We start from the raw sequence: 19,193 nt of genomic DNA, 5'->3' as shown, positions 1-19,193 counted from the left end.
GAGATGGTTTTGCGCGCCGCAGGGAGGAGGCCCGGAGGCCATTTGGAAAAGAACCGCCACGGCCTTGCGGCCGCGGCGGCTCCGTCAGTCCGTCGTGCTCGATCAGCCCTGCGTGTTGCCGGCCAGCTCTTCGAAGCTCACTTGCTTGTCGGTCACCTTGGCCTTGCCCAGGACGAACTCGACAACATTGTTCTCGACGACGAAACCTTCCATTTCCGCCATGCGCTGCTGATCGCCATAGTACCAGCGGACGACTTCTTGCGGGTCTTCGTAGCTCTTCGCGAACTCTTCGACTTCTGCCTTGATCTGCTCCGGCTTGGCCTGCAGATCGTGCTGCTTGACCAGTTCAGCAAGGATCAGGCCCAGCTTGACGCGGCGCTCGGCTTGCTCCTTGAACATCTCGGCCGGAATCGGCACGTTGCCGGCGTTGGGCACACCGCGCTGTGCGAGGTCCTGACGCGCCATCGCCACCAGACGCTCCTGATCCTGCGCGACCAGCGCGTTCGGCACGTCGAGCTCGGACACCGAGATCAGGGCGTTCATCACCTGGTCCTTGAGCAGCGCCTGGGTGCGACGCTTCACTTCGCGCGACAGGTTTTCCTTGATGTCGGCGCGCATCTTCTCGATGCTGCCATCGGCAATACCAAGCGACTTGGCGAACTCGGCGTCGACTTCCGGCAGGTGCGCCCACTCGACCTTCTTGAGCGTGACGGTAAACGTGGCGGTCTTACCGGCCACTTCCTTGCCGTGATACTCGTCCGGGAACTTGAGCTCGAACTCCTTCGACTCGCCGACCTTCAGGCCCAGCGTGGCCTTTTCGAATTCCGGCAGCATGCGGCCTTCGCCGAGCACAAACACGAAATCTTCGGCGCTGCCGCCCGCGAAGGCTTCACCATCGATCTTGCCGACGAAGTCGACCGTCACGCGATCGCCGTCCTTGGCTTCGACCGAGCCGCCGTCGCCATGGGCGCCGGCTTCACCGCGCACGTGGTAGTGAACGCGCTGCTTGCGCAGAATGTCGATGGTGCGATCGATCTCCGCTTCCGACACTTCGGTCGTGGTACGGGTGACTTCGGCGGCGGCGAGGTCGCCGATCTTGACTTCCGGGTAGACCTCGAAGGTGGCGTCGAACGCGTATTCGGTCTCGGCGGCGTCTGCCTTCGGGGCGAAGCGCGGCTGGCCGGCCACGCGCAGATCCTGGTTCTTGCTGATTTCGAAGAATTGCTGGCCGACCTTGTCGCTCACGACTTCGGCTTCGACCTGACCACCGTACTGCTGCGTGACCATCTTCAGGGGCACCTTGCCCGGACGGAAGCCCGGCATACGAACCGTCTTCGACAGCTTCTGAATGCGTGCCGCAACTTCTTTCTCGACGTCCTGCTTCTGCAGGGCGATGGTAAAGCGACGCTCGAGCTTGCCGAGGTTTTCAACAACGATAGTCATGAGGATATTCGTCCATCCAGAGGGTCGTTCTGTGTTGCGGCGAGGGAATGCCGCAAGCGGACCCTGTCAGTTAATCAACCTTGGGCCGGTACCGACGAAGCGACGCCGGCTTCCCTCCGCCCCCGGCAAACCGGGGTAGCGCCAAAACGGTTTTGCACACAAAGCGGGACATTTTAGCAAACTATTGCCCCGCCTTTAGACTTTCCGGCCCGGCATCGAGGAAATATCGGGGAATTCACGAAATCCAGGCCGGTTCCCTTGGCGAGCCTCTCCCCGCCCCCCTTTCACGGCTTGCCCCCTTTAACAATCGCCTCTGGCCACCGCCGGGCCCACGCCTTCATTGGCCGATCCGCCGCTTTAGAGTTCCCTCTCCAGAAAAACCCCTTGGGAGACAGCCGATCCCGGCCTAGCATTCAATCGAACGTTTGAATGAAACGGAAGTTCATTACAAGACGACATGGCGCCTGACGGCGCCCCCAAGGAGATTCGTCGTGAGCCCACGCGTCCCGGCCGGCCGACAAGCCGGCGACACCAAACTGCGCATTCTCGATGCGGCAGAAGACCTCTTCATCGAATACGGTTACGACGCCATGTCGCTGCGTCAGATCACCTCGCGTGCCGAGGTGAATCTGGCGGCCGTGAACTATCACTTCGGCAGCAAGGAAACGCTGTTGCAGGCCATGCTCTCGCGCCGGCTCGACCGGCTCAACGAGGAACGTCTCGCGCTGCTCACGCGCGCCGAAGCCGCATGGCCCGGGTCGCGCCTGACGTGCGAACACGTGCTGGGGGCGATGTTCATCCCGGCGCTGGCGATCTCGCACCACCGCGACATCGGCGGGCCGGCGTTCCTGCGCCTGCTCGGCCGGGTCTACGCCGACCCGTCGCCGTTCATTCGCGACTATCTCCAGCAGCATTACGCGCCGGTGTTCAAGCGCTTCTTCGACGCTTTCGCGCAGGCGCTGCCCGAGCTGCCGCATCAGGAGCTGCGCTGGCGCCTGCAATTCGCGCTGCAGGCGCTCTCGGGCGTGCTGGCGAGCAGCGACACGACGCGTCTGATCGACACGTTCGCCCAGGGCCAGCCCATGGGCGACCTGCAGGTGGTGGCGCGCCTCACCGCGCTCATGGTCGCCGCGCTCAAGGCGCCGATGCCGGGCGAAGCGCAGCTCGCGAGCTTTGCCGCAGTGTTCGCCCTGACCAGGGAAGCCGGCGTCACGCCGCCGCGCGAAGCCGGACACCCCGATCCCGATTCGCCGGCGGCGATGTCGTCGTCCACGTCGGGCGACGAGGCCGGCCGCGCCTCCGGCGGTGCGAGCCGCTCACTGGCAAGCGCCTGAGCGGTTGTCCGATTCGCCCGGCACATCCGGCAGCACGGCGAGGCCTGCGAGCCACGGCGCCCGCACACGCCCCGTGGCGCGTCGGCGCCGAATGCGAGGCTCGCGTTTCAGTTTCGACGTATCACTCGAATTCGCCGCGCACCAAGGTCCGGCGAAACGATCCAACAAGAGTGCCGGCAGCGGCGCAGCGCACGCGATTCGCACTGCCCGGCAAGAGGACGACGCCCCCCCGCGCGACGGCGCCATCACGCGGCAGTCCATGACACGTCGCAACGCCGCAAGGCGGTAGGCAGAAGGTGGAAAGCGACGCACCGGAGGCCGAACCGAAACTGGACGAGGGGACGAAGGGACGAAGGGACGAAGGGAGGAAAACATGACGGCCATCTGGATTCTTGCGTTGATCGTAGGCGTATGCGCATTGCTGTTCTATCGCGCACGCGCATGGCAGTGGCTGATCGCCACCGCGCTGTGGGTGGGCGCAGGCGCCGCGCTCGGCCTGTGCGGTCCCGTTGCCGCCGCGATACTGGCCGTCGTGTTCGTCCTTCCCGCCCTGTTCCTGAGCATCGGCCCGCTGCGACGCGCGTGCATCACGGCCCCCGCGCTTGCCAAATTCCGCACGATCATGCCGGAAATGTCCGAAACCGAAAAAGATGCGATCGAAGCCGGCAGCGTCTGGTGGGACGCCGACCTCTTTTCCGGGCGCCCCGACTGGCGGAAGTTCGCCTCGCTGCCCGCGCCCGGGCTCTGCGCCGAAGAACAGGCGTTCATGGACAACGAGGTCGAGCGTCTGTGCGATCTGTCCAACGATTGGGAAAGCACGCAGGTCTGGCAGGATCTGCCGCCCAAGGCCTGGCAATACGCGAAGGAAGCCGGCTTTCTCGGCATGATCATTCCCAAGCGCTACGGCGGCCTTGGATTCTCCGCGTATGCGCATTCGCAGGTCGTGATGAAGCTCGCCTCGCGCTGCTCGGCCGCCGCGGTCTCGGTCATGGTGCCGAATTCGCTGGGGCCGGCCGAACTGCTGCTGCACTACGGCACCGAAGCGCAGAAGAACTACTATCTGCCGCGCCTGGCCAAGGGCGAGGAGATTCCTTGCTTCGCGCTCACGAGCCCCTACGCGGGCTCGGATGCCGCCGCCATCCCGGACGTGGGCGTCGTATGCCGGGGCATGCACGAAGGCCGCGAGACGCTGGGCTTTCGTGTGACCTGGAACAAGCGCTACATCACCCTCGGCCCGATCGCTACCGTGCTCGGCCTCGCGTTTCGCGCGCTGGACCCGGATCATCTGCTCGGCGACGAAGACGAGCCCGGCATTACCTGCGCGCTCATTCCCACGCATCACCCGGGCGTCGTCATCGGCCGTCGCCACTGGCCGCTGAACGCCGTCTTCCAGAACGGCCCGAATTCCGGCAAGGACGTCTTCATTCCACTCGACTGGGTGATTGGCGGACGCGCACAGGTCGGCAAAGGCTGGCGCATGCTGATGGAGTGCCTGGCGGCCGGCCGCGCCATTTCGCTGCCGTCATCGAACGTCGGCTACTCGAAGATCGCAGTGCGGGCGACCGGCGCGTATGCGGCCGTCCGGCGCCAGTTCCGCACCCCCATCGGCAAGTTCGAGGGCGTGCAGGAAGCGCTCGCGCGCATGGCGGGCAATCTCTACGCGATGGATGCCGCACGTCGCCTCGCCGCCCTTGCCGTCGATCTCGGCGAGAAACCGTCGGTGATCTCGGCAATCGCGAAGTATCACGTGACCGAACGCGCGCGCAAGGTGGTCAACGACGGCATGGACGTGGTCGCCGGCAAGGGCATCTGCATGGGCCCGAACAACTTCCTCGCCCGCGCATATCAGCAGATTCCCGTGTCGATCACGGTCGAGGGCGCGAACATCATGACGCGCTGCCTGATGATCTTCGGCCAGGGCGCAATCCGCTGCCACCCGTATGTGCTCAAGGAACTCGCCGCCGCACGGATGCCCGATCGCCACGCCGCGGTGCGCGCCTTCGACGACGCCCTCTTCGGTCACCTGACGTTCGTGACGAGCAACATCGTGCGAGGCGCGCTGCACGGCATCACACATGCGCGCTTTTCCGCCGTGCCCGAGCGCAGCGCGCCGGAACTGCACGCGTATTACCGCGCGGCGAATCGCTTCTCGACGCTGCTGGCCATCGCGGCGGACGTTTCGATGGCGGTGCTCGGCGGTTCGCTCAAACGCCGCGAGAGCATCACGGGGCGCCTGGGCGACATCCTCTCGCAATTGTTCCTCCTGACGGCAACACTCAAGCGCTTCGAAGACGAAGGACGCCCGCAGGCCGATCTGCCACTGGTGCACTGGGCCGCGCAAGACGCGCTCTGGCAAGCGCGCGAAGCGTTCGAAGGCGTGCTGGCGAACTATCCGTCGCGGTTCGTCGCCTGGTGGATGCGCTGGAAGCTCACGCCGCTGGGCCTACCCTACGCCAAGCCGTCCGACGCCCTCGGCGCGCAGGTGGCTGAACTGATGCAGACGCCCGGCGACGCGCGCGAGCGGCTGATCGCCGGCAGCTATTCGCCGCGCCCGGAGATCGACGGACTGGCGTATGGCGAGATCGTGTTCCAGATGACGCCGCAAGTCAGCGCGATCGAGCACCGTCTGCGCGCCGCGATCAGGGAAGGTCGTCTGCCGGCCATGCCGCAGAGCCTGCCGGAATTCACGCAATGGGTCGACCGGGCCGCTTCGCTGCAACTGCTGAGCGAGGACGAGCGCCGCGTGCTCGCACAGTACGCCGACTATGCCGCGCGGGCCGTGGCGGTCGACGACTTCCCCGCCGACTTTGGCCGCCTTGCCGACATGCGGCGTGCGCAGCAACAGGCGGCGACCGGCGAAGCCGTCACGAGCTGAACCCGGAAACCCGGATCGCCCCCATCACCTGGAGGAATCGAGGCTGTGACGATGTCCGACCGATATCTGGCTTTCGCCAACTCCGCCGTGGGCAGCCGTCTTGCCAACGCGCTGGGCCTGCCGCGCCCCGTGCCGCTCGAGCGCATGCCGCAGCACGGCGCGGCCGAAGCACAAGGCCCCACGCCGCCCCTGGCCGTCGTCGGTGGCGGAGATGCCGCGCCATTGCTCCCCGCGCTTGCGCGCGAACTCCATTGGCTCGGTGTGCCGAGCCTCGCGCACGCGGCGACGCTCGACTGGATTGGTCATGCGAACGCCGCCGGGACGATGAGCGGACGCTTCAACCCGGCCGAAGGTGTACGCCCGAAGGCACTGCTCTTCGATGCGAGCGCCATCGCCAGCACCGACGCGTTGATGGCGCTCTACACGTTCTTCCACGACACGCTCGCTTCGCTCGACACATGCGCTCGCGTGCTTGTGTTCGGCCTGCCGCCGCATCTGGCCGCAACCCCGCAGGCGAGCACGGCGCAACGCGCGCTCGAAGGCTTCGTGCGTTCGCTCGCGAAGGAGCTCAAGCGCGGCGCCACGGCACAACTGCTCTACGTCGCCCCTCAGGCGCACGAGGCGTTGCACTCGAGCCTGCGGTTCTTCCTCTCGCCGCGAGCGGCCTACGTCGACGGTCAGGCGATCACGCTGCAGGCGCCGGTCTTCGACGCACCGCCAATGCGCGACGCGCGCCCGCTTGCCGGGCAGGTCGCCGTGGTAACGGGTGCGGCGCGCGGCATCGGCGAAGCCATCGCGTGCGTGCTGGCGCGCGACGGCGCGCATGTCGTATGCGTCGACATTCCGTCCGCCCAGGGCCCTCTCGAAGCCGTGGCATCGCGCCTGGAAGGCAGTGCCCTTGCCTGCGACATCGCCGGGCCGGACGCCGCCGCCACCCTGCTCGCGCATCTGGCGACTCACGCGCCGCGCGGACTCGACGTGCTCGTGCACAACGCCGGCATCACGCGCGACAAAACGCTCGTTCGCATGAGCGAGGCGCAATGGCGCAGCGTGCTCGACATCAACGTGGGCGCCCCGCAGCGCCTGAACGAGGCGCTGCTCGAGGCCGGCATGCTGCGCGCCAACAGCCGCATCGTCGGCGTGGCGTCGATCAGCGGCATTGCCGGCAATCGCGGGCAGACGAACTACGCGGCATCGAAAGCGGCCGTGATCGGCATGGTCGAGGCTTGGGCGCCGCGGCTCGCGCAGCGCCGCATCAGCATCAACGCCGTGGCCCCGGGCTTCATCGAAACGCAGATGACGGCAGCGGTGCCGTTCGCAATTCGCGAGGCCGGACGCCGCATGAACTCGCTCGGCCAGGGCGGCCAGCCCGTCGATGTCGCCGAGACGATCGCGTGGCTCGCCCATCCGGCCTCCGGGGCGTTGACCGGTCAGGTCGTGCGCGTGTGCGGCCAGAGCCTGCTGGGGGCATGACCATGGCCGACGACCGCTCGCCGCGGCACGACCGTTCACGCGACCCCGCGCAGGGCGCCGCCCGTCGCATCACGCACCTGCCCTCGCCGCTGCGGTGCTACGTGCGCGCGCTGCTCGCCTCGCGCAAGCCTGCGCGCGCCCGGCCGCTGCCCCCGCTCGCCTTCGAATGGCGCAACGTGGCGCTCGAGGCCGAGGCCATCGCTCGCTACGCGCGTCTGTGCGGCTTTGCGCAGACGTCCGCCGTGCCGCCCACGTGGCCGCATCTGCTCGCGTTTGCGCTACACATGCTGCTGATGACCGATCGCGCCTTCCCGTTCGCGATGCTGGGCATGGTGCATCTGGCCAATCGCATCGTGCAGCATGCGACGCTTCACGCCGGCGACCGGCTCGACTTCGACGTGCGTTGCGGCGCGCTGTACGCGCATGACAAGGGACAGGCGTTCACGGTGCTCACCACTGCGCGCCGCGGCGGCGAAGTCGTCTGGAGCGGCGAAAGCCTGTATCTGCGCACGGGCGTGCGCGCTGCGCTGGGCACGCCCTATCGCGCGGCGCTCGGCGCGCGCACGTCGTTGATCCAAACGCAAGCGTGGTCGCTTCCGCGCGACCTCGGCCGGCAATACGCGCGCGTGTCGGGCGACTACAACCCGATCCACCTGTGGCCGATCACGGCAAGATGCTTCGGTTTTCCGCGTCCGATCATCCACGGCATGTGGAGCTTCGCGCGCGCGCTCGCGGCCGTGCTGCCAGGCTCGCCCGCGACCCTCGATCTGCTCGTCGAATTCAAGACGCCGATCTTGCTGCCGGGCCAGGTGACGCTCTGGCGCCAGTCCGACGGCGCCCCGGCGAGCGGCACAGCCGGTGACGGGGCCGAGCCCGGGACCGTGTTCGAACTGCGCGATGCGGCGGGGACCGTCCCGCATCTGCGCGGACGATGGCAACTCGCCGAGAACGCCGCCACAGCGTCGCCACAGCGCCGCGGCGCCGGCGATACGGGGGCTGCCCTCGGCGCCACCGGCACCGTCGACGCCCCCGCCGCTTCATGACGGGACCCGAGACCTCACCCGAAATCGCAACCGCAATCGCAACCGAAACCGCAATCGCAACCGAAATCGCCCCCGAAACTGCACCCGAAACTGCACCCGAAACCGCACCCGGAACGGACCTTTCATGAGCGCCTTCAAACCTACCGCCCCCGCACCCGCGCTGCGACGCGTCGCGATCCTCGGCGGCAATCGCATTCCATTCGCGCGCGCGAACACTGCCTACGCGACGGCATCGAACCAGGACATGCTGAGCGCGGCCATGCAGGGCCTCATCGACCGCTTCGGCCTGCATGGCCAGCGGCTGGGCGAAGTCGCCGCAGGCGCCGTGCTCAAGCACTCGCGCGACTTCAACCTGACGCGAGAATCCGTCCTGTCGACCACGCTCGCGCCGCAGACGCCCGCCTACGACGTGCAGCAGGCATGCGGCACCGGGCTGGAGACGGCCATCCTCACCGGCAACAAGATCGCAATGGGCCAGATCGACGTGGCCATCGCGGGCGGCGTCGACACCGCCTCGGACGCCCCCATCGGCGTGAACGAGACGCTGCGCAAGATCCTGCTCGAAGCCAACCGCCAACGCAGCACGAGCGCGAAGATTGGCGCGTTCGCGAAAGCCCGGCCCGGCATGCTGTTCCGCCCGTCGTTGCCGCGCAATGGCGAGCCGCGCACCGGTCTGTCGATGGGCGAGCACTGCGAATTGATGGCCAAGCACTGGCAGATCGAGCGCGCCGCGCAGGACGAACTCGCGCTCGCGAGCCACGAGCGTCTCGCCGCGGCCTACGAACAAGGTTTCTTCCTCGATCTGATGACACCGTTTCGCGGCCTGCAACGCGACAACAACCTGCGGCCCGACGTCACCCTCGAGAAACTCGCCAGCCTCAAGCCGGTGTTCGACCGCAGCGCCGCCGGCACGCTCACGGCCGGCAACTCGACGCCGCTCACCGACGGCGCCTCGTGTGTGCTGCTCGCGAGCGAAGCGTGGGCGCACGCGCACGGTATCCCGGTACTCGCGTACCTGACGTACTCGCAGACGGCGGCCGTCGACTTCTTCAATCCGGACGAATCGCAACGCGAGGGCTTGCTGATGGCGCCAGTCTACGCGGTCCCGCGCATGCTGGCGCAGGCCGGCCTGACACTGCAGGACTTCGACTTTTACGAAATCCACGAGGCGTTCGCCGCGCAGGTGCTTTGCACGCTCAAGGCGTGGGAAGACCCGCAGTACTGCCGCGACAAGCTGGGGCTTGCCGCGCCGCTGGGCGGCATCGACCGCCAGCGTTTGAACGTACACGGCAGCTCACTCGCGTGCGGACACCCGTTCGCGGCCACTGGCGGGCGCATTCTCGCCACGCTCGCCAAGCTGCTTGCCATGCGCGGCGGCGGGCGCGGGCTCATCTCGATTTGCGCGGCAGGTGGTCAGGGCGTCGTGGCGATGCTCGAGCGCTGACGTGAGACGGCCGGAGCGCAGACGACCGGGAACTACCGAAACGACGCCACCAACGACGACACCAACGACGATACGAACCAGGACGCGAATCACATAACGAGAACGGAATCGGCATCACAGGGGCAGCCATCACCGCGCCCGCGCGCGCACGAGTCTTGCCGGCAGAGCAAGCCGCAGCATGCGAGCGAGTCAGCAGATGAGCGAGCGAATTAGCTGGCGAATTGGCGAGCGAATGCGCGAGCGCGGGGAGCTTTTCATGGAGACAACGATGGACCAAGCTGTCCAGCAGGACCGCATCTGGCTCGGCGCCTATCCCCCCGGCGTGCCGGCCGACATCGACGTGACACGGTACACGTCGCTCGTGCAGGCCTTCGATGAATGGATCGCCAGGTATCGCGACCGCGTGGCGTTCGTGAGCCTCGGCAGCGAAATGAGTTATGGTGAAGTCGCGCGTCAGGCGCGCGCATTCGCGGCGTGGCTGCAAGCGCAAGGCGTGCGCGCCGGCGATCGCGTGGCGCTCATGATGCCCAACTGCTTCCAGTACCCGATCTGCCTGTTCGGCACGCTCATCGCCGGCGGCGTGGTGGTCAACGTCAATCCGCTCTACACCGCGCGCGAGCTCAAGCATCAGTTGCAGGACAGCGGCGCGCAGACGATCGTCGTCTTCGAGAACTTCGCGAAGACCGTGCAGGACGCGCTGCCCGACACTGACGTGCGCCACGTGCTCGTCACCCAGATCGGCGACCTGCTCGGGGCCGGCCTGAACGCCAAGGGACGCGCCGTCAATTTCCTCATGCGGCACATCGCCAGGCAGGTGCCGGCATATCACCTGCCCCGCGCCGTCGCGCTGCGCCGCGCGCTGGCGCAAGGCGCAACGCTCACCGCCGCTGCCGTGCCGCTCGCGCGCGACGATCTCGCGTTCCTGCAATACACGGGCGGCACGACGGGCGTGGCAAAGGGCGCGATGCTCACGCACGGCAACGTGCTCGCCAACCTGCTCCAGACCGAGGCGTGGGCGGCCGATCAGCTCGACGGCGACATCGAGGTCAACCTGTCGCTGCTGCCGATGTACCACATCCTCTCGCTCACCGTGAACCTTCTGGTGTTCATGAGCCTGGGCGGACGCAACATTCTCATTGCGAATCCGCGCGACGTGAAAAAGGTCGTCTACATCATCCGCAACGAGGCCTTCACCGGCGTCACGGGCGTGAACACGCTCTATAACGGCCTGCTCGAGAACAAGGACTTCTGCGCGCGCGACTTCTCGAAGCTCAAGCTGTCGCTCGCGGGCGGCATGGCCACGCAACGCGCCATTGCCGAGCGCTGGAAGCAGGTCACCGGCAAGCCGATCATCGAAGGCTATGGCCTGACGGAATGCTCGCCCATCGTCACCATGAACCCGGTCGATCTCGCCCACATGGACGACTACGAGTTCACCGGATCGATCGGCCTGCCTGCGCCGTCCACCGAAGTGCGCTTCAGGCGCGAAGACGGCACGTGGGCTGCGATCGGCGAGCCCGGCGAGCTGTGCGTGCGTGGGCCGCAGGTCATGCGCGGTTACTGGCGACGCCCCGAAGAGACGGCGAAGACCCTCGACGCCGACGGCTGGCTGATGACCGGCGACATTGGCGTGATGGACGAGCGCGGCTACGTCCGGCTCATCGATCGCAAGAAGGACATGATTCTCGTCTCGGGCTTCAACGTCTATCCGAACGAGATCGAGGACGTCGTGATGCTGCATCCCGGCGTGCGCGAAGCGGCGGTCGTCGGGGTGCCCGACCCCGTGGCGGGCGAGCGTGTGAAACTCGTCCTCGTGGCGAGAGATCCGCAACTGGACACCGCGACGATCCTCGCTCACTGCCGCGAGCACCTCACGGCGTACAAGGTGCCTCGCATCGTCGAATTTCGCCAGGGCGAGCTGCCCAAGACGACTGTTGGCAAGATCCTGCGGCGCGAACTGCGCGAGCCGGCGCCGACGCCGGCCACGCCGCCTTGAAAATGGCCTGGAAGCGTATTGACGCGGCCCGAGGCGCCTGCGTGGCCGGATCCAAGCGCGCCGGCGCACTTCTACGCCCTCCGCCGGCGCCCCATCGATTCAGGGAGACAACGACAATGGTCATCTTTCGCAATTCGATTGCCCGAACACCTGCGCGCCGCCATGGCAAGCGGCGTTTCCATCCACGCCACGCAATGTGGCGAGCGCCGCGCGTGGGACGTCTGGCGCTCGTACTCGGCTGGCTGCCGCTCACGCTGGCCGCCGGTGTGTTGAGCGCATCGGTCGCGTGCGCACAAACCGCTCCTCAGGCGAGCCCGACGGCGTCGGCGGCAAGCGGGGCGGGTGCCGCAGGCGCCACGCCGAACGACGCCGACGCGACCCGGCTCGCCGCCATGCCCGTCGCGGCGCAAGCGCAATGGTTCTCGCGCGCGATCAAAAGCGGCGAATTCGCGAAGATGAGCGACGCGCAGATCGTCGCCCACCTGCAGGCACTCTCGCCCGACGCGCTGGTTCGGTTCCTCAAGGCGGAAGCGGCCGCCATGCCCGAGTATCAGTACGAACTCACGCGCCATGAGCGCATCAACGACCAGTGGCAGGGCACACCCGATCACATGCTCGTGAAAATCCGCGAAAAGCCGCTGCAGATTTACGCCAAGTGGCTGGCCGACGGCGCTCATGCCGGCCAGGAGATCATCTACGACGAGACGAGGAATCCGAAGGAAATGTACGGTCATCTCGGCGGCATCCTGGGCTTCACGTCGATCTGGAGCAGCATCGACGGGCCGCTCGCGCGCTCGCAATCGAATCACACCGTGCGCGACCTGGGCTTCGCATTCATCGCCGAGCAGATCGCGCATGACGGCCGCAGCTTCCGGGCCGCCGGACTCCCGGAGAAGCCGGCAAGAATATCGGTGTCCGAACTGAATGGCGTGCGCGTGGCCGCGCTCGAATGGGACGCGCCGTCAGGGCCGCCGCAGCATTACGCGAACCGGTCGCGCGTGCTGCTCGATCTGAGGACGGGGCGCCCGCGCGGCATCGAGGCGTGGGACGCCGCAGGGCAGAAGATCGAGGAAATGCGCTTCGAAAAGGTGCGCCGACAGACGTGGACCGACCTCACGTTCGATCCGAAGAATCCCGACTACAAGTTCTGACGGACATGGCGGGAGCCCGCCGCCCCACAGCGGAGTGGCGGGCCGTCTCGCTCATTCGCACGGCACGGCATGGCCATGCTGCGCGTCGGCAGCCACGCGACGACCGGCGACGCGCGTTGGCGTCGCCGTGCCTAGACCGCTCAGGTCTGCGGCAATTCGATCTTCACCTCGAGCACTTCCAGGTTGTCCTGATGCTCGACGCTGACCTTGATGTCGTCTTGGGCGATCTTGACGTACTTGGAGATGACGGCGACCAGCTCGCGCTGCAACGCCGGCAGATAATCGGCCGGCGGCGACGAGCCCGCGCGCTCGTGCGCCAGAATGATCTGCAGGCGCTCCTTGGCAACGGCGGCGGTCTTTTTCTTCTCCCCCAGGAGGAAAGACAGGAAGGACATGGGCGCTCCTTACTTCGAGCCGAAAATGCGCTGAAACAACCCCGGCTTCTGATAGTCGGTAAAGCGCATGGGCTTGTCTTCGCCCTTGAATCGGCTCACCACGTCGCGGTATGCGTCGGCCACGTCGGTGCCGTCGAGATGGATCGCGGGAGTGCCCTGGTTCGATGCGTGCAGCACCGACTCCGACTCCGGAATCACGCCGATGAGCTTGATCCGGAGGATTTCCTGAATGTCTTCGAGCGAGAGCATCTGGCCGTCGTTCACGCGCTTGGGGTTGTAGCGCGTGATGAGCAGGTGTTCCTTGATCGGCTCGCTGCCCTCGATGGCGCGCTTCGTCTTCGACGAGAGAATGCCCAGGATGCGATCCGAATCACGCACCGACGACACTTCGGGGTTCGTCACCACGAGCGCCTCGTCGGCGAAGTGCATGGCGAGCAGCGCGCCCGATTCGATACCGGCCGGCGAATCGCACACGATGTACTCGAAGCCCATGTCGGCAAGGTCGTTGATGACCTTCTCCACGCCTGCCTGCGTGAGCGCTTCCTTGTCACGCGTTTGCGAGGCGGGCAGGATGAACAGGTTCTCGCAGGACTTGTCCTTGATGAGCGCCTGATTGAGGTTCGCCTCGCCCTGGATCACGTTGATCAGGTCGTAGACCACGCGGCGCTCGCAACCCATGATCAGATCGAGGTTGCGCAGGCCGACGTCGAAATCGATGACTGCCGTCTTGTGCCCCTCCAAGGCGAGGCCGGCGGAAAAGCTGGCGCTGGTCGTCGTCTTGCCGACGCCACCCTTGCCAGAGGTCACCACAATCACTTTTGCCATCTGTCGATGCCTTCCCAAACTATTGAGGATGAAATTAGCTACCTTAGCTACGAATCACTTGAGCCCCAGGGGCTCGAAAATCAATTTGTCGTCTACCAGCCGCACCTGCACCGAACGCCCCTGCACTTCAGGCGGCAGCGCATGCTCACCGGTCCGGTAAATTCCGGCGATGGAAATCAGCTCGGGCTCGAGGCAGGTGCAGAAGATGCGCGCATCGAGCTTGCCCTTCACGCCTGCCAGCGCCCGCCCCCGCAGCGGCGCGTAAATGTGAATATTACCTTCGGCGATCACCTCGGCCCCGTAACTGACGAGATCGAGGATGATCAGGTCACCCTTCGCGTAGACCTGCTGGCCCGAACGCAACGGCTTGTCGATGATGGTCGAAGCGATGGCGGAGGCTTCGGCCGGCGCAGGGCCGCCGGCAACAGCGGCGGCGGCAGCAGTGGCCCCGGCAGGCTGCCCGGCGGGCGCCCCCTCGTCGTCGCCGGCACCGCCCGCGTCGCGCGGAGTGCGCGAGATGCGCCGCTCGTGGCTATCCAGACGCGGCAGACCCTCCACCACCGCCCAGTCGGCCTGCTCGGTATTGGCGACCACACCGATCGGCTTCATGCGAAATTCAGTCAGCATTTCGGCCAACGCCGGCACGGCAACACGCTCGTTGCCCGCCAGACGCCGCACGTCGATGGCGACGGTGTCCCCGGCAAAGAATTCCGGGGTCGCTTCGAAACGTTGCGCCAGTTCGGTGCGCAGCGTATCCAGTTCAGGCGTCTTGACCACGAAATGCAGCGTGTCCACTGCACCGCTGCGTAACTCGAAGTACGGCGTTTTCTTTTGCGGCATGTCAGGTTGTTGTGCGCGAATTGCTGGCAAATTGGGCCATTCTACCGTCCCTCGTGCCCGAGCAAACCCAAAATAAGCGACATAAGCGCGTGCGCGGCATGAATTTCGTCACTATTGCAGCGCAGCATTCAGATGAATTCTGCATGCATTCCGGAGCGGCGGGAATGCTATCGGAATGACATCGTAATGTCACCCTGCGAGCTTATGCTGGCGTCGGGGGAAGTCGCCACGAGAAATGCTGCATAGCAGCATCGAAAGTACGAATTTTGTCGCACAAGTGCCATATTCGTGACCTATCCTTAAAGTCCCTGACGAGGGACCCCCAGTGGAACCGCAAACCGGGAGACGAAGATGCTGAGTCATCATGAATTTGCCACCCTGATGCTGGTCAAGGACGCTCCGGAACAAGTGGAGCTTGATCGCCCGGACCTCGAATCGTTGCTCGAGAGCAAACTGATCGAATGGGAAGAGTTGGAAACGGGTGGGAAATCCCCGCGACTGACTGTCCAGGGCAAGTATGTCCTTCAGGCCGTTGCCTGAGCGCCCAGCCCGTTGTTGAGGTGTAAGCAACAACAAAAAGCCCGCCTTTCGGCGGGCTTTTTGTTTGGCGCGGGCTCCCCTGAGGCGTGTAGGGCTCAACCGTGGCGCACGTCCCGGCGGTGCCGGCGCCACGTGTGGCGCGCCGCGGGATGTTCGCGACACCAGTTGCGATCCACGAGCCAGGCGACGGCGGCGCCGACGACCAGCACGATTACCAACATTGCAATCAAGCTCCCTGTAAGCATCGCGGCCTCCTAACTTCGACATGGCGGGATGGCACGCTTTCATTCTAGGCAATCCCTATCGAATTGGGTACCCGAAAGTCATTCGGGTATACCGCGTTTGCGCCGGGTCAAAAGTGCTGCGTGGGTGGGCCCGGCTCGCTTGCGCAGCGCAGCACGCCGGCGCCCTGCAATGCCAGGATACGGCGCTTGCGCTGCTCACGGCAGCAGCGATTCACAGCGAGTCGACCACACCGCCGTCGACGCGAAGGGCCGCGCCGGTCGTCGCCGACGCCTGCGGCGACGCAACATAAACCACCATGTTCGCGACTTCCTCCGTACTGGCCGCCCGTCCGATCAGCGAGCTCGGACGGTGCTCGCGCACGAACGTTGCCGCGGCCTGTTCCATATCGGCGTCGTCGGGCATGCCCGAGGCGTGCAGCATCGCCGCCATGCCGTCGGAGAGCGTCGGACCGGGCAGTACGGCATTGACCGTCACGCCCGTGCCGCGCATGCGCTTGGCCAGGCCTCGGGAAATGGCCAGTTGCGCCGTCTTGGTCATTCCGTAATGAATCATGTCGTCCGGAATGTTCAGCGCCGACTCCGAAGCGATGAACACGACGCGACCCCAGCCGCGCGCGGCCATGCCGGGCAGATATGCGCGCGAGAGGCGCACGCCCGACATGACGTTGACGTCATAGAAGTGCTGCCAGCGCTCGTCCGGGATCTCGAAAAAGTCCTGCGGACCGAAGATGCCCGCATTGTTCACGAGAATGTCGACGTCGGGCACGGCGCGTGCCAGCGTGTCGCAGCCGGCCGCGCTCGATACGTCGGCCGCCAGCCCGCGCACCTGCGCCTCGGGCAGCGCGGCGCGCAGCTTCGCGACGGCGGCGTCCACGCCTTCGCGCGAGCGGCCGTTGATGATGGTCGTGGCGCCGGCCGCAGCCAGCCCATGGGCAATGGCCAAGCCGATGCCGGCCGTCGACGCCGTGACCAGCGCCATTTTTTCCTTCAGATCGATATGCATGGAGCCTCCTCGAGTGTGGATCGTCAGGCGATCGCGCCGCCTGCGTCGATCAGCACCGTCGAGCCGGTGGCGCTCGGCGTGCCTGCGAGATAGAGAATCGTGTTGGCGACGTCTTCGGCGGCCACCACGCGGCGTGCCGGCAAGCGCTCGGCAGCGTTTCGGTACATCGCCTCGCGATCGGCCTGCGCGAGTTTGTTCCACAGCGGCGTGACCGTCAGGCCCGGCGACACGGTATTCACGCGCACCGGCGAGAGTTCCAGCGCCAGGCCGCGGCCCAATGCCTCGATAGCCGCGTTGATGGCACCCTGCACCACCGACGACGTACTCGGCCGCACGCTCAGGTAGCCGGACGTCAGCGTGAGCGAGCCACCGTCCTCGATGCGGGCGAAACGCGCCACGTGATAGGTGCCCCAGAACTTGTTGTCGAAGGCGGCATGCGCATCGTCGAGCGAGAGTTTGCGCACCGGACCCGTCGGCGTTTGCGCGGCCGACATCACCACATGGTGCCACGGCGCGTGCTCGGCGAAGAAGCGCTCGATCGCAGCGGCGTCGCCCGTATCGAGCACGGCCGCACGCGCGGCGTTGCCGATGGTGGCAAGCGCCTCGTCGAGTTTGGCCTGATTACGCGAGGCGATGGTGAGCGCCGCCCCGGCCCTGGCGAACGCTTGGGCCGCAGCGCGGCCGATGCCGGAACTGCCGCCGATGACCAACACGCGCTGACCTTCAAAATTGAACATGGCATGACTCCTGGAAACGATGGATACGGTTTGAGTTCGCTGCAAAGCGATCCGGCGGATCGCCGCGCACGGACACCGCGCCGGCGCCCTGCACCGTCCCTGCGCGATGTCATGGCGCCATTGTGATCCTCATCGAAGAGGACGATAATCCACCTTCAGACTGAATGACTCTCTTCAAAATATTGATAATCAACACGAACTGACACGAACCGACAGGAAATGATCGATCAAACGCTTGACCTCACGCTCTTCGATCGGGTTGTCGCCACCGGCAGCATGTCGGCGGCCGCGCGCGAGATGGGGCTGTCGCTCGCGGTCGTGAGCAAGCGGCTCGGGCTGCTCGAGCAGCGCCTGGGCGTGCGGCTGCTCAATCGCACCACGCGCAGGCAGGCGCTCACCGAGGAAGGCCAGGTCTTTCACGCGTGCTGCCAGCGCATCCTCGCCGAAATTGCCGAGACAGAGCGCCTCATGACGCGACAGGCGGGAACCGTCGGCGGCGTGCTGCGCATCAGCGCCCCGCGCGCATTCGGCCGCCGCCACCTGGCGCCGCTGCTGGTGGCGTTTCGCGAACGCCACCCCGACCTGAAGGTGCATCTCGAGCTCACCGACCTGTGGGTCGACCTGGTGGCGCACGGCACCGATGTCGCGATTCGCGTGGGCTCCCTGCCAGACTCCAGCCTCGTGGCGCAGGAACTCGCGCCCAACTACCGCGTGCTGGTCGCCTCACCCGACTATCTGGCGCGCCGCGGCACCCCGCACGAGCTCGGCGATCTGCAGCAGCACGACTGCATCCTGTTCGGCAACGCGCCCCACGGCGACTGGCGATTCGTATGGCACTCCGAAACGTTACGGGTTCAGGTGCGCGATACCTACGTGGTGGACGATGGCGACACCGCGCACGAACTGGCGCTGCACGGCGCGGGCATCGCGCAGAAATCGATCTGGGATGTGGGCGACGACATCCGGGCCGGGCGCCTCGTTCGCGTATTGCCCGCGATGCAGATTCCGGCGTCGCCGCTTCATGCGGTGTATCCGCACAGCCGCCATCTCGCGCCGCGCACGCGAGCGTTCGTGGACTTCCTGCGCGACCGGCTGCGCGCCTCGTGGCGCTGGCCGCAGCGTTGACTTCGCCGCCTTCGCGCCCGTGCCGCCACGCGCCGCACGCGGTGCGCCTCTCTCCCACGCGCGGCGCGCGGTGCGCCTTTCTCTTACGCGCCAGTGACCGAGCACGTCATTCGTGTGCCTCGGCGCCATTGAGCGCCTCCCGGCCCGCCGCCAGCAACGCGTCCGACAGCACGGGATCTGCTCCCGCCACGGCGCGCGAGAGCACCAGCGTGCCGACCATCTGCGCGAATCTTGCCATCGCCGCCTGACTCGCCTGCCCAGGCGACATGCCGCGTGCGACGCCGGCGGCCGCCATGCGTGCGATCACCTCGGCCAGCCCGGCCGCGTAACAGGCCCGCGCGGCCTCGCCGATGCGCGGCGCGTCGCCGGCAAATCCCGCCATCGGACAGCCGCACGCAACGTTGTCCCGATGCTCCGGTGACAGGTAACGGGCCACGGCCGCTTGCGGCGACAGCGCCGCCTCGGCCCGCGCATCGCCCCCGGCCAGCAGGCCGACGTTGCCTGCCACGGCACGGGCCATGACCGCCTCGACCAGCGCGTCCTTCGATTTGAAGTGGTTGTAAAAGCCACCCTGTGTGAAGCCCGCGGCCTTCATCAATGTGCTGAGCCCCACCGCGTCCACGCCGTGCTCGCGAAACAACCGTTCGGCCGCCGCCACGATCGCCTCGCGGTTCTCCGCCGCCTGCTCTCTCGAAATCCCCATCACGTACTCCCCGCAACCCGG

17 protein-coding genes are annotated in these 19,193 nt (G+C 66.4%); 9 read left to right on the top strand and 8 right to left on the bottom strand.

The features are described 5' to 3' along the window. Positions 1 to 102 precede the first annotated feature (102 nt). Positions 103 to 1,443: a trigger factor gene (gene tig / locus CDN36_RS00595; RefSeq protein WP_150554259.1), complete on the bottom strand. Its 1,341-nt coding sequence runs from the start codon at positions 1,441 to 1,443 to the stop codon at positions 103 to 105. Between the two features lie 491 nt (positions 1,444 to 1,934). Here tig and CDN36_RS00590 point away from each other — a divergent pair, with 491 nt between their 5' ends. The 7 genes from CDN36_RS00590 (at position 1,935) to CDN36_RS00560 (ending at position 12,759) form a co-directional block, all read left to right on the top strand. After that, positions 1,935 to 2,777: a TetR/AcrR family transcriptional regulator gene (locus CDN36_RS00590; RefSeq protein WP_150554258.1), complete on the top strand. Its 843-nt coding sequence runs from the start codon at positions 1,935 to 1,937 to the stop codon at positions 2,775 to 2,777. A gap of 373 nt (positions 2,778 to 3,150) precedes the next feature. Then, positions 3,151 to 5,652, top strand: a complete 2,502-nt coding sequence (locus CDN36_RS00585) for an acyl-CoA dehydrogenase (protein WP_287495723.1) — start codon at positions 3,151 to 3,153, stop codon at positions 5,650 to 5,652. A gap of 51 nt (positions 5,653 to 5,703) precedes the next feature. Further along, a complete protein-coding gene (locus tag CDN36_RS00580; RefSeq protein ID WP_287495722.1) occupies positions 5,704 to 7,125 on the top strand; it encodes a 3-oxoacyl-ACP reductase in 1,422 nt (473 codons plus the stop codon). Then, positions 7,122 to 8,168, top strand: coding sequence for a MaoC/PaaZ C-terminal domain-containing protein (locus tag CDN36_RS00575; RefSeq protein WP_287495721.1), 1,047 nt, complete (start codon positions 7,122 to 7,124; stop codon positions 8,166 to 8,168). Before CDN36_RS00580 ends, CDN36_RS00575 begins: the two co-directional genes overlap by 4 nt. Before the next feature lie 124 nt (positions 8,169 to 8,292). After that, entirely contained in the window at positions 8,293 to 9,612 is a 1,320-nt protein-coding gene (locus CDN36_RS00570; RefSeq protein ID WP_287495720.1) for an acetyl-CoA C-acetyltransferase, read from the top strand. A gap of 256 nt (positions 9,613 to 9,868) precedes the next feature. Continuing rightward, positions 9,869 to 11,608, top strand: coding sequence for an AMP-binding protein (locus CDN36_RS00565; RefSeq protein ID WP_287495719.1), 1,740 nt, complete (start codon positions 9,869 to 9,871; stop codon positions 11,606 to 11,608). Positions 11,609 to 11,802: 194 nt separating this feature from the next. Then, on the top strand, positions 11,803 to 12,759 hold the full coding sequence (locus CDN36_RS00560; protein ID WP_287495718.1) for a DUF1571 domain-containing protein: 957 nt from the start codon (positions 11,803 to 11,805) through the stop codon (positions 12,757 to 12,759). Between the two features lie 140 nt (positions 12,760 to 12,899). Here CDN36_RS00560 and minE read toward each other — a convergent pair whose 3' ends face one another. Genes minE through minC form a run of 3 tightly spaced genes read right to left on the bottom strand, consistent with a single transcriptional unit; the run spans position 12,900 to position 14,819 of the window. Continuing rightward, entirely contained in the window at positions 12,900 to 13,154 is a 255-nt protein-coding gene (gene minE, locus CDN36_RS00555) for a cell division topological specificity factor MinE (RefSeq protein ID WP_010808102.1), read from the bottom strand. Positions 13,155 to 13,163: 9 nt separating this feature from the next. Beyond that, complete coding sequence (gene minD / locus CDN36_RS00550; RefSeq protein WP_150554252.1) at positions 13,164 to 13,979, bottom strand: septum site-determining protein MinD; 816 nt, start codon at positions 13,977 to 13,979, stop codon at positions 13,164 to 13,166. 54 nt (positions 13,980 to 14,033) lie between these two features. Next, the gene (gene minC, locus CDN36_RS00545) at positions 14,034 to 14,819 is read right to left on the bottom strand and encodes a septum site-determining protein MinC (protein ID WP_287495717.1); all 786 of its coding nucleotides are present in this window, start codon (positions 14,817 to 14,819) and stop codon (positions 14,034 to 14,036) included. A 351-nt stretch (positions 14,820 to 15,170) separates the two neighbouring features. Here minC and CDN36_RS00540 point away from each other — a divergent pair, with 351 nt between their 5' ends. Beyond that, on the top strand, positions 15,171 to 15,359 hold the full coding sequence (locus tag CDN36_RS00540; protein WP_039411560.1) for a hypothetical protein: 189 nt from the start codon (positions 15,171 to 15,173) through the stop codon (positions 15,357 to 15,359). Positions 15,360 to 15,454: 95 nt separating this feature from the next. Here the strand turns inward: CDN36_RS00540 and CDN36_RS00535 are convergent, their stop codons facing one another. The 3 genes from CDN36_RS00535 to CDN36_RS00525 form a co-directional block, all read right to left on the bottom strand. Beyond that, complete coding sequence (locus CDN36_RS00535; RefSeq protein ID WP_277396700.1) at positions 15,455 to 15,580, bottom strand: hypothetical protein; 126 nt, start codon at positions 15,578 to 15,580, stop codon at positions 15,455 to 15,457. Between the two features lie 235 nt (positions 15,581 to 15,815). Continuing rightward, a complete protein-coding gene (locus tag CDN36_RS00530) occupies positions 15,816 to 16,607 on the bottom strand; it encodes an SDR family NAD(P)-dependent oxidoreductase (RefSeq protein WP_287495716.1) in 792 nt (263 codons plus the stop codon). A gap of 23 nt (positions 16,608 to 16,630) precedes the next feature. After that, complete coding sequence (locus CDN36_RS00525; protein WP_287495715.1) at positions 16,631 to 17,344, bottom strand: SDR family oxidoreductase; 714 nt, start codon at positions 17,342 to 17,344, stop codon at positions 16,631 to 16,633. 219 nt (positions 17,345 to 17,563) lie between these two features. Here CDN36_RS00525 and CDN36_RS00520 point away from each other — a divergent pair, with 219 nt between their 5' ends. Further along, a complete protein-coding gene (locus CDN36_RS00520; protein ID WP_150554248.1) occupies positions 17,564 to 18,469 on the top strand; it encodes a LysR family transcriptional regulator in 906 nt (301 codons plus the stop codon). 106 nt (positions 18,470 to 18,575) lie between these two features. Here the strand turns inward: CDN36_RS00520 and CDN36_RS00515 are convergent, their stop codons facing one another. Continuing rightward, positions 18,576 to 19,172, bottom strand: a complete 597-nt coding sequence (locus CDN36_RS00515; protein ID WP_150554247.1) for a TetR/AcrR family transcriptional regulator — start codon at positions 19,170 to 19,172, stop codon at positions 18,576 to 18,578. Positions 19,173 to 19,193 lie beyond the last annotated feature (21 nt).

It is taken from the genome of Pandoraea sp. CB10b_02 (assembly GCF_002216225.1).
Classification (GTDB): Bacteria; Pseudomonadota; Gammaproteobacteria; order Burkholderiales; family Burkholderiaceae; genus Pandoraea; species Pandoraea nosoerga.
This window is presented reverse-complemented; position numbering and strand designations above follow the sequence as displayed.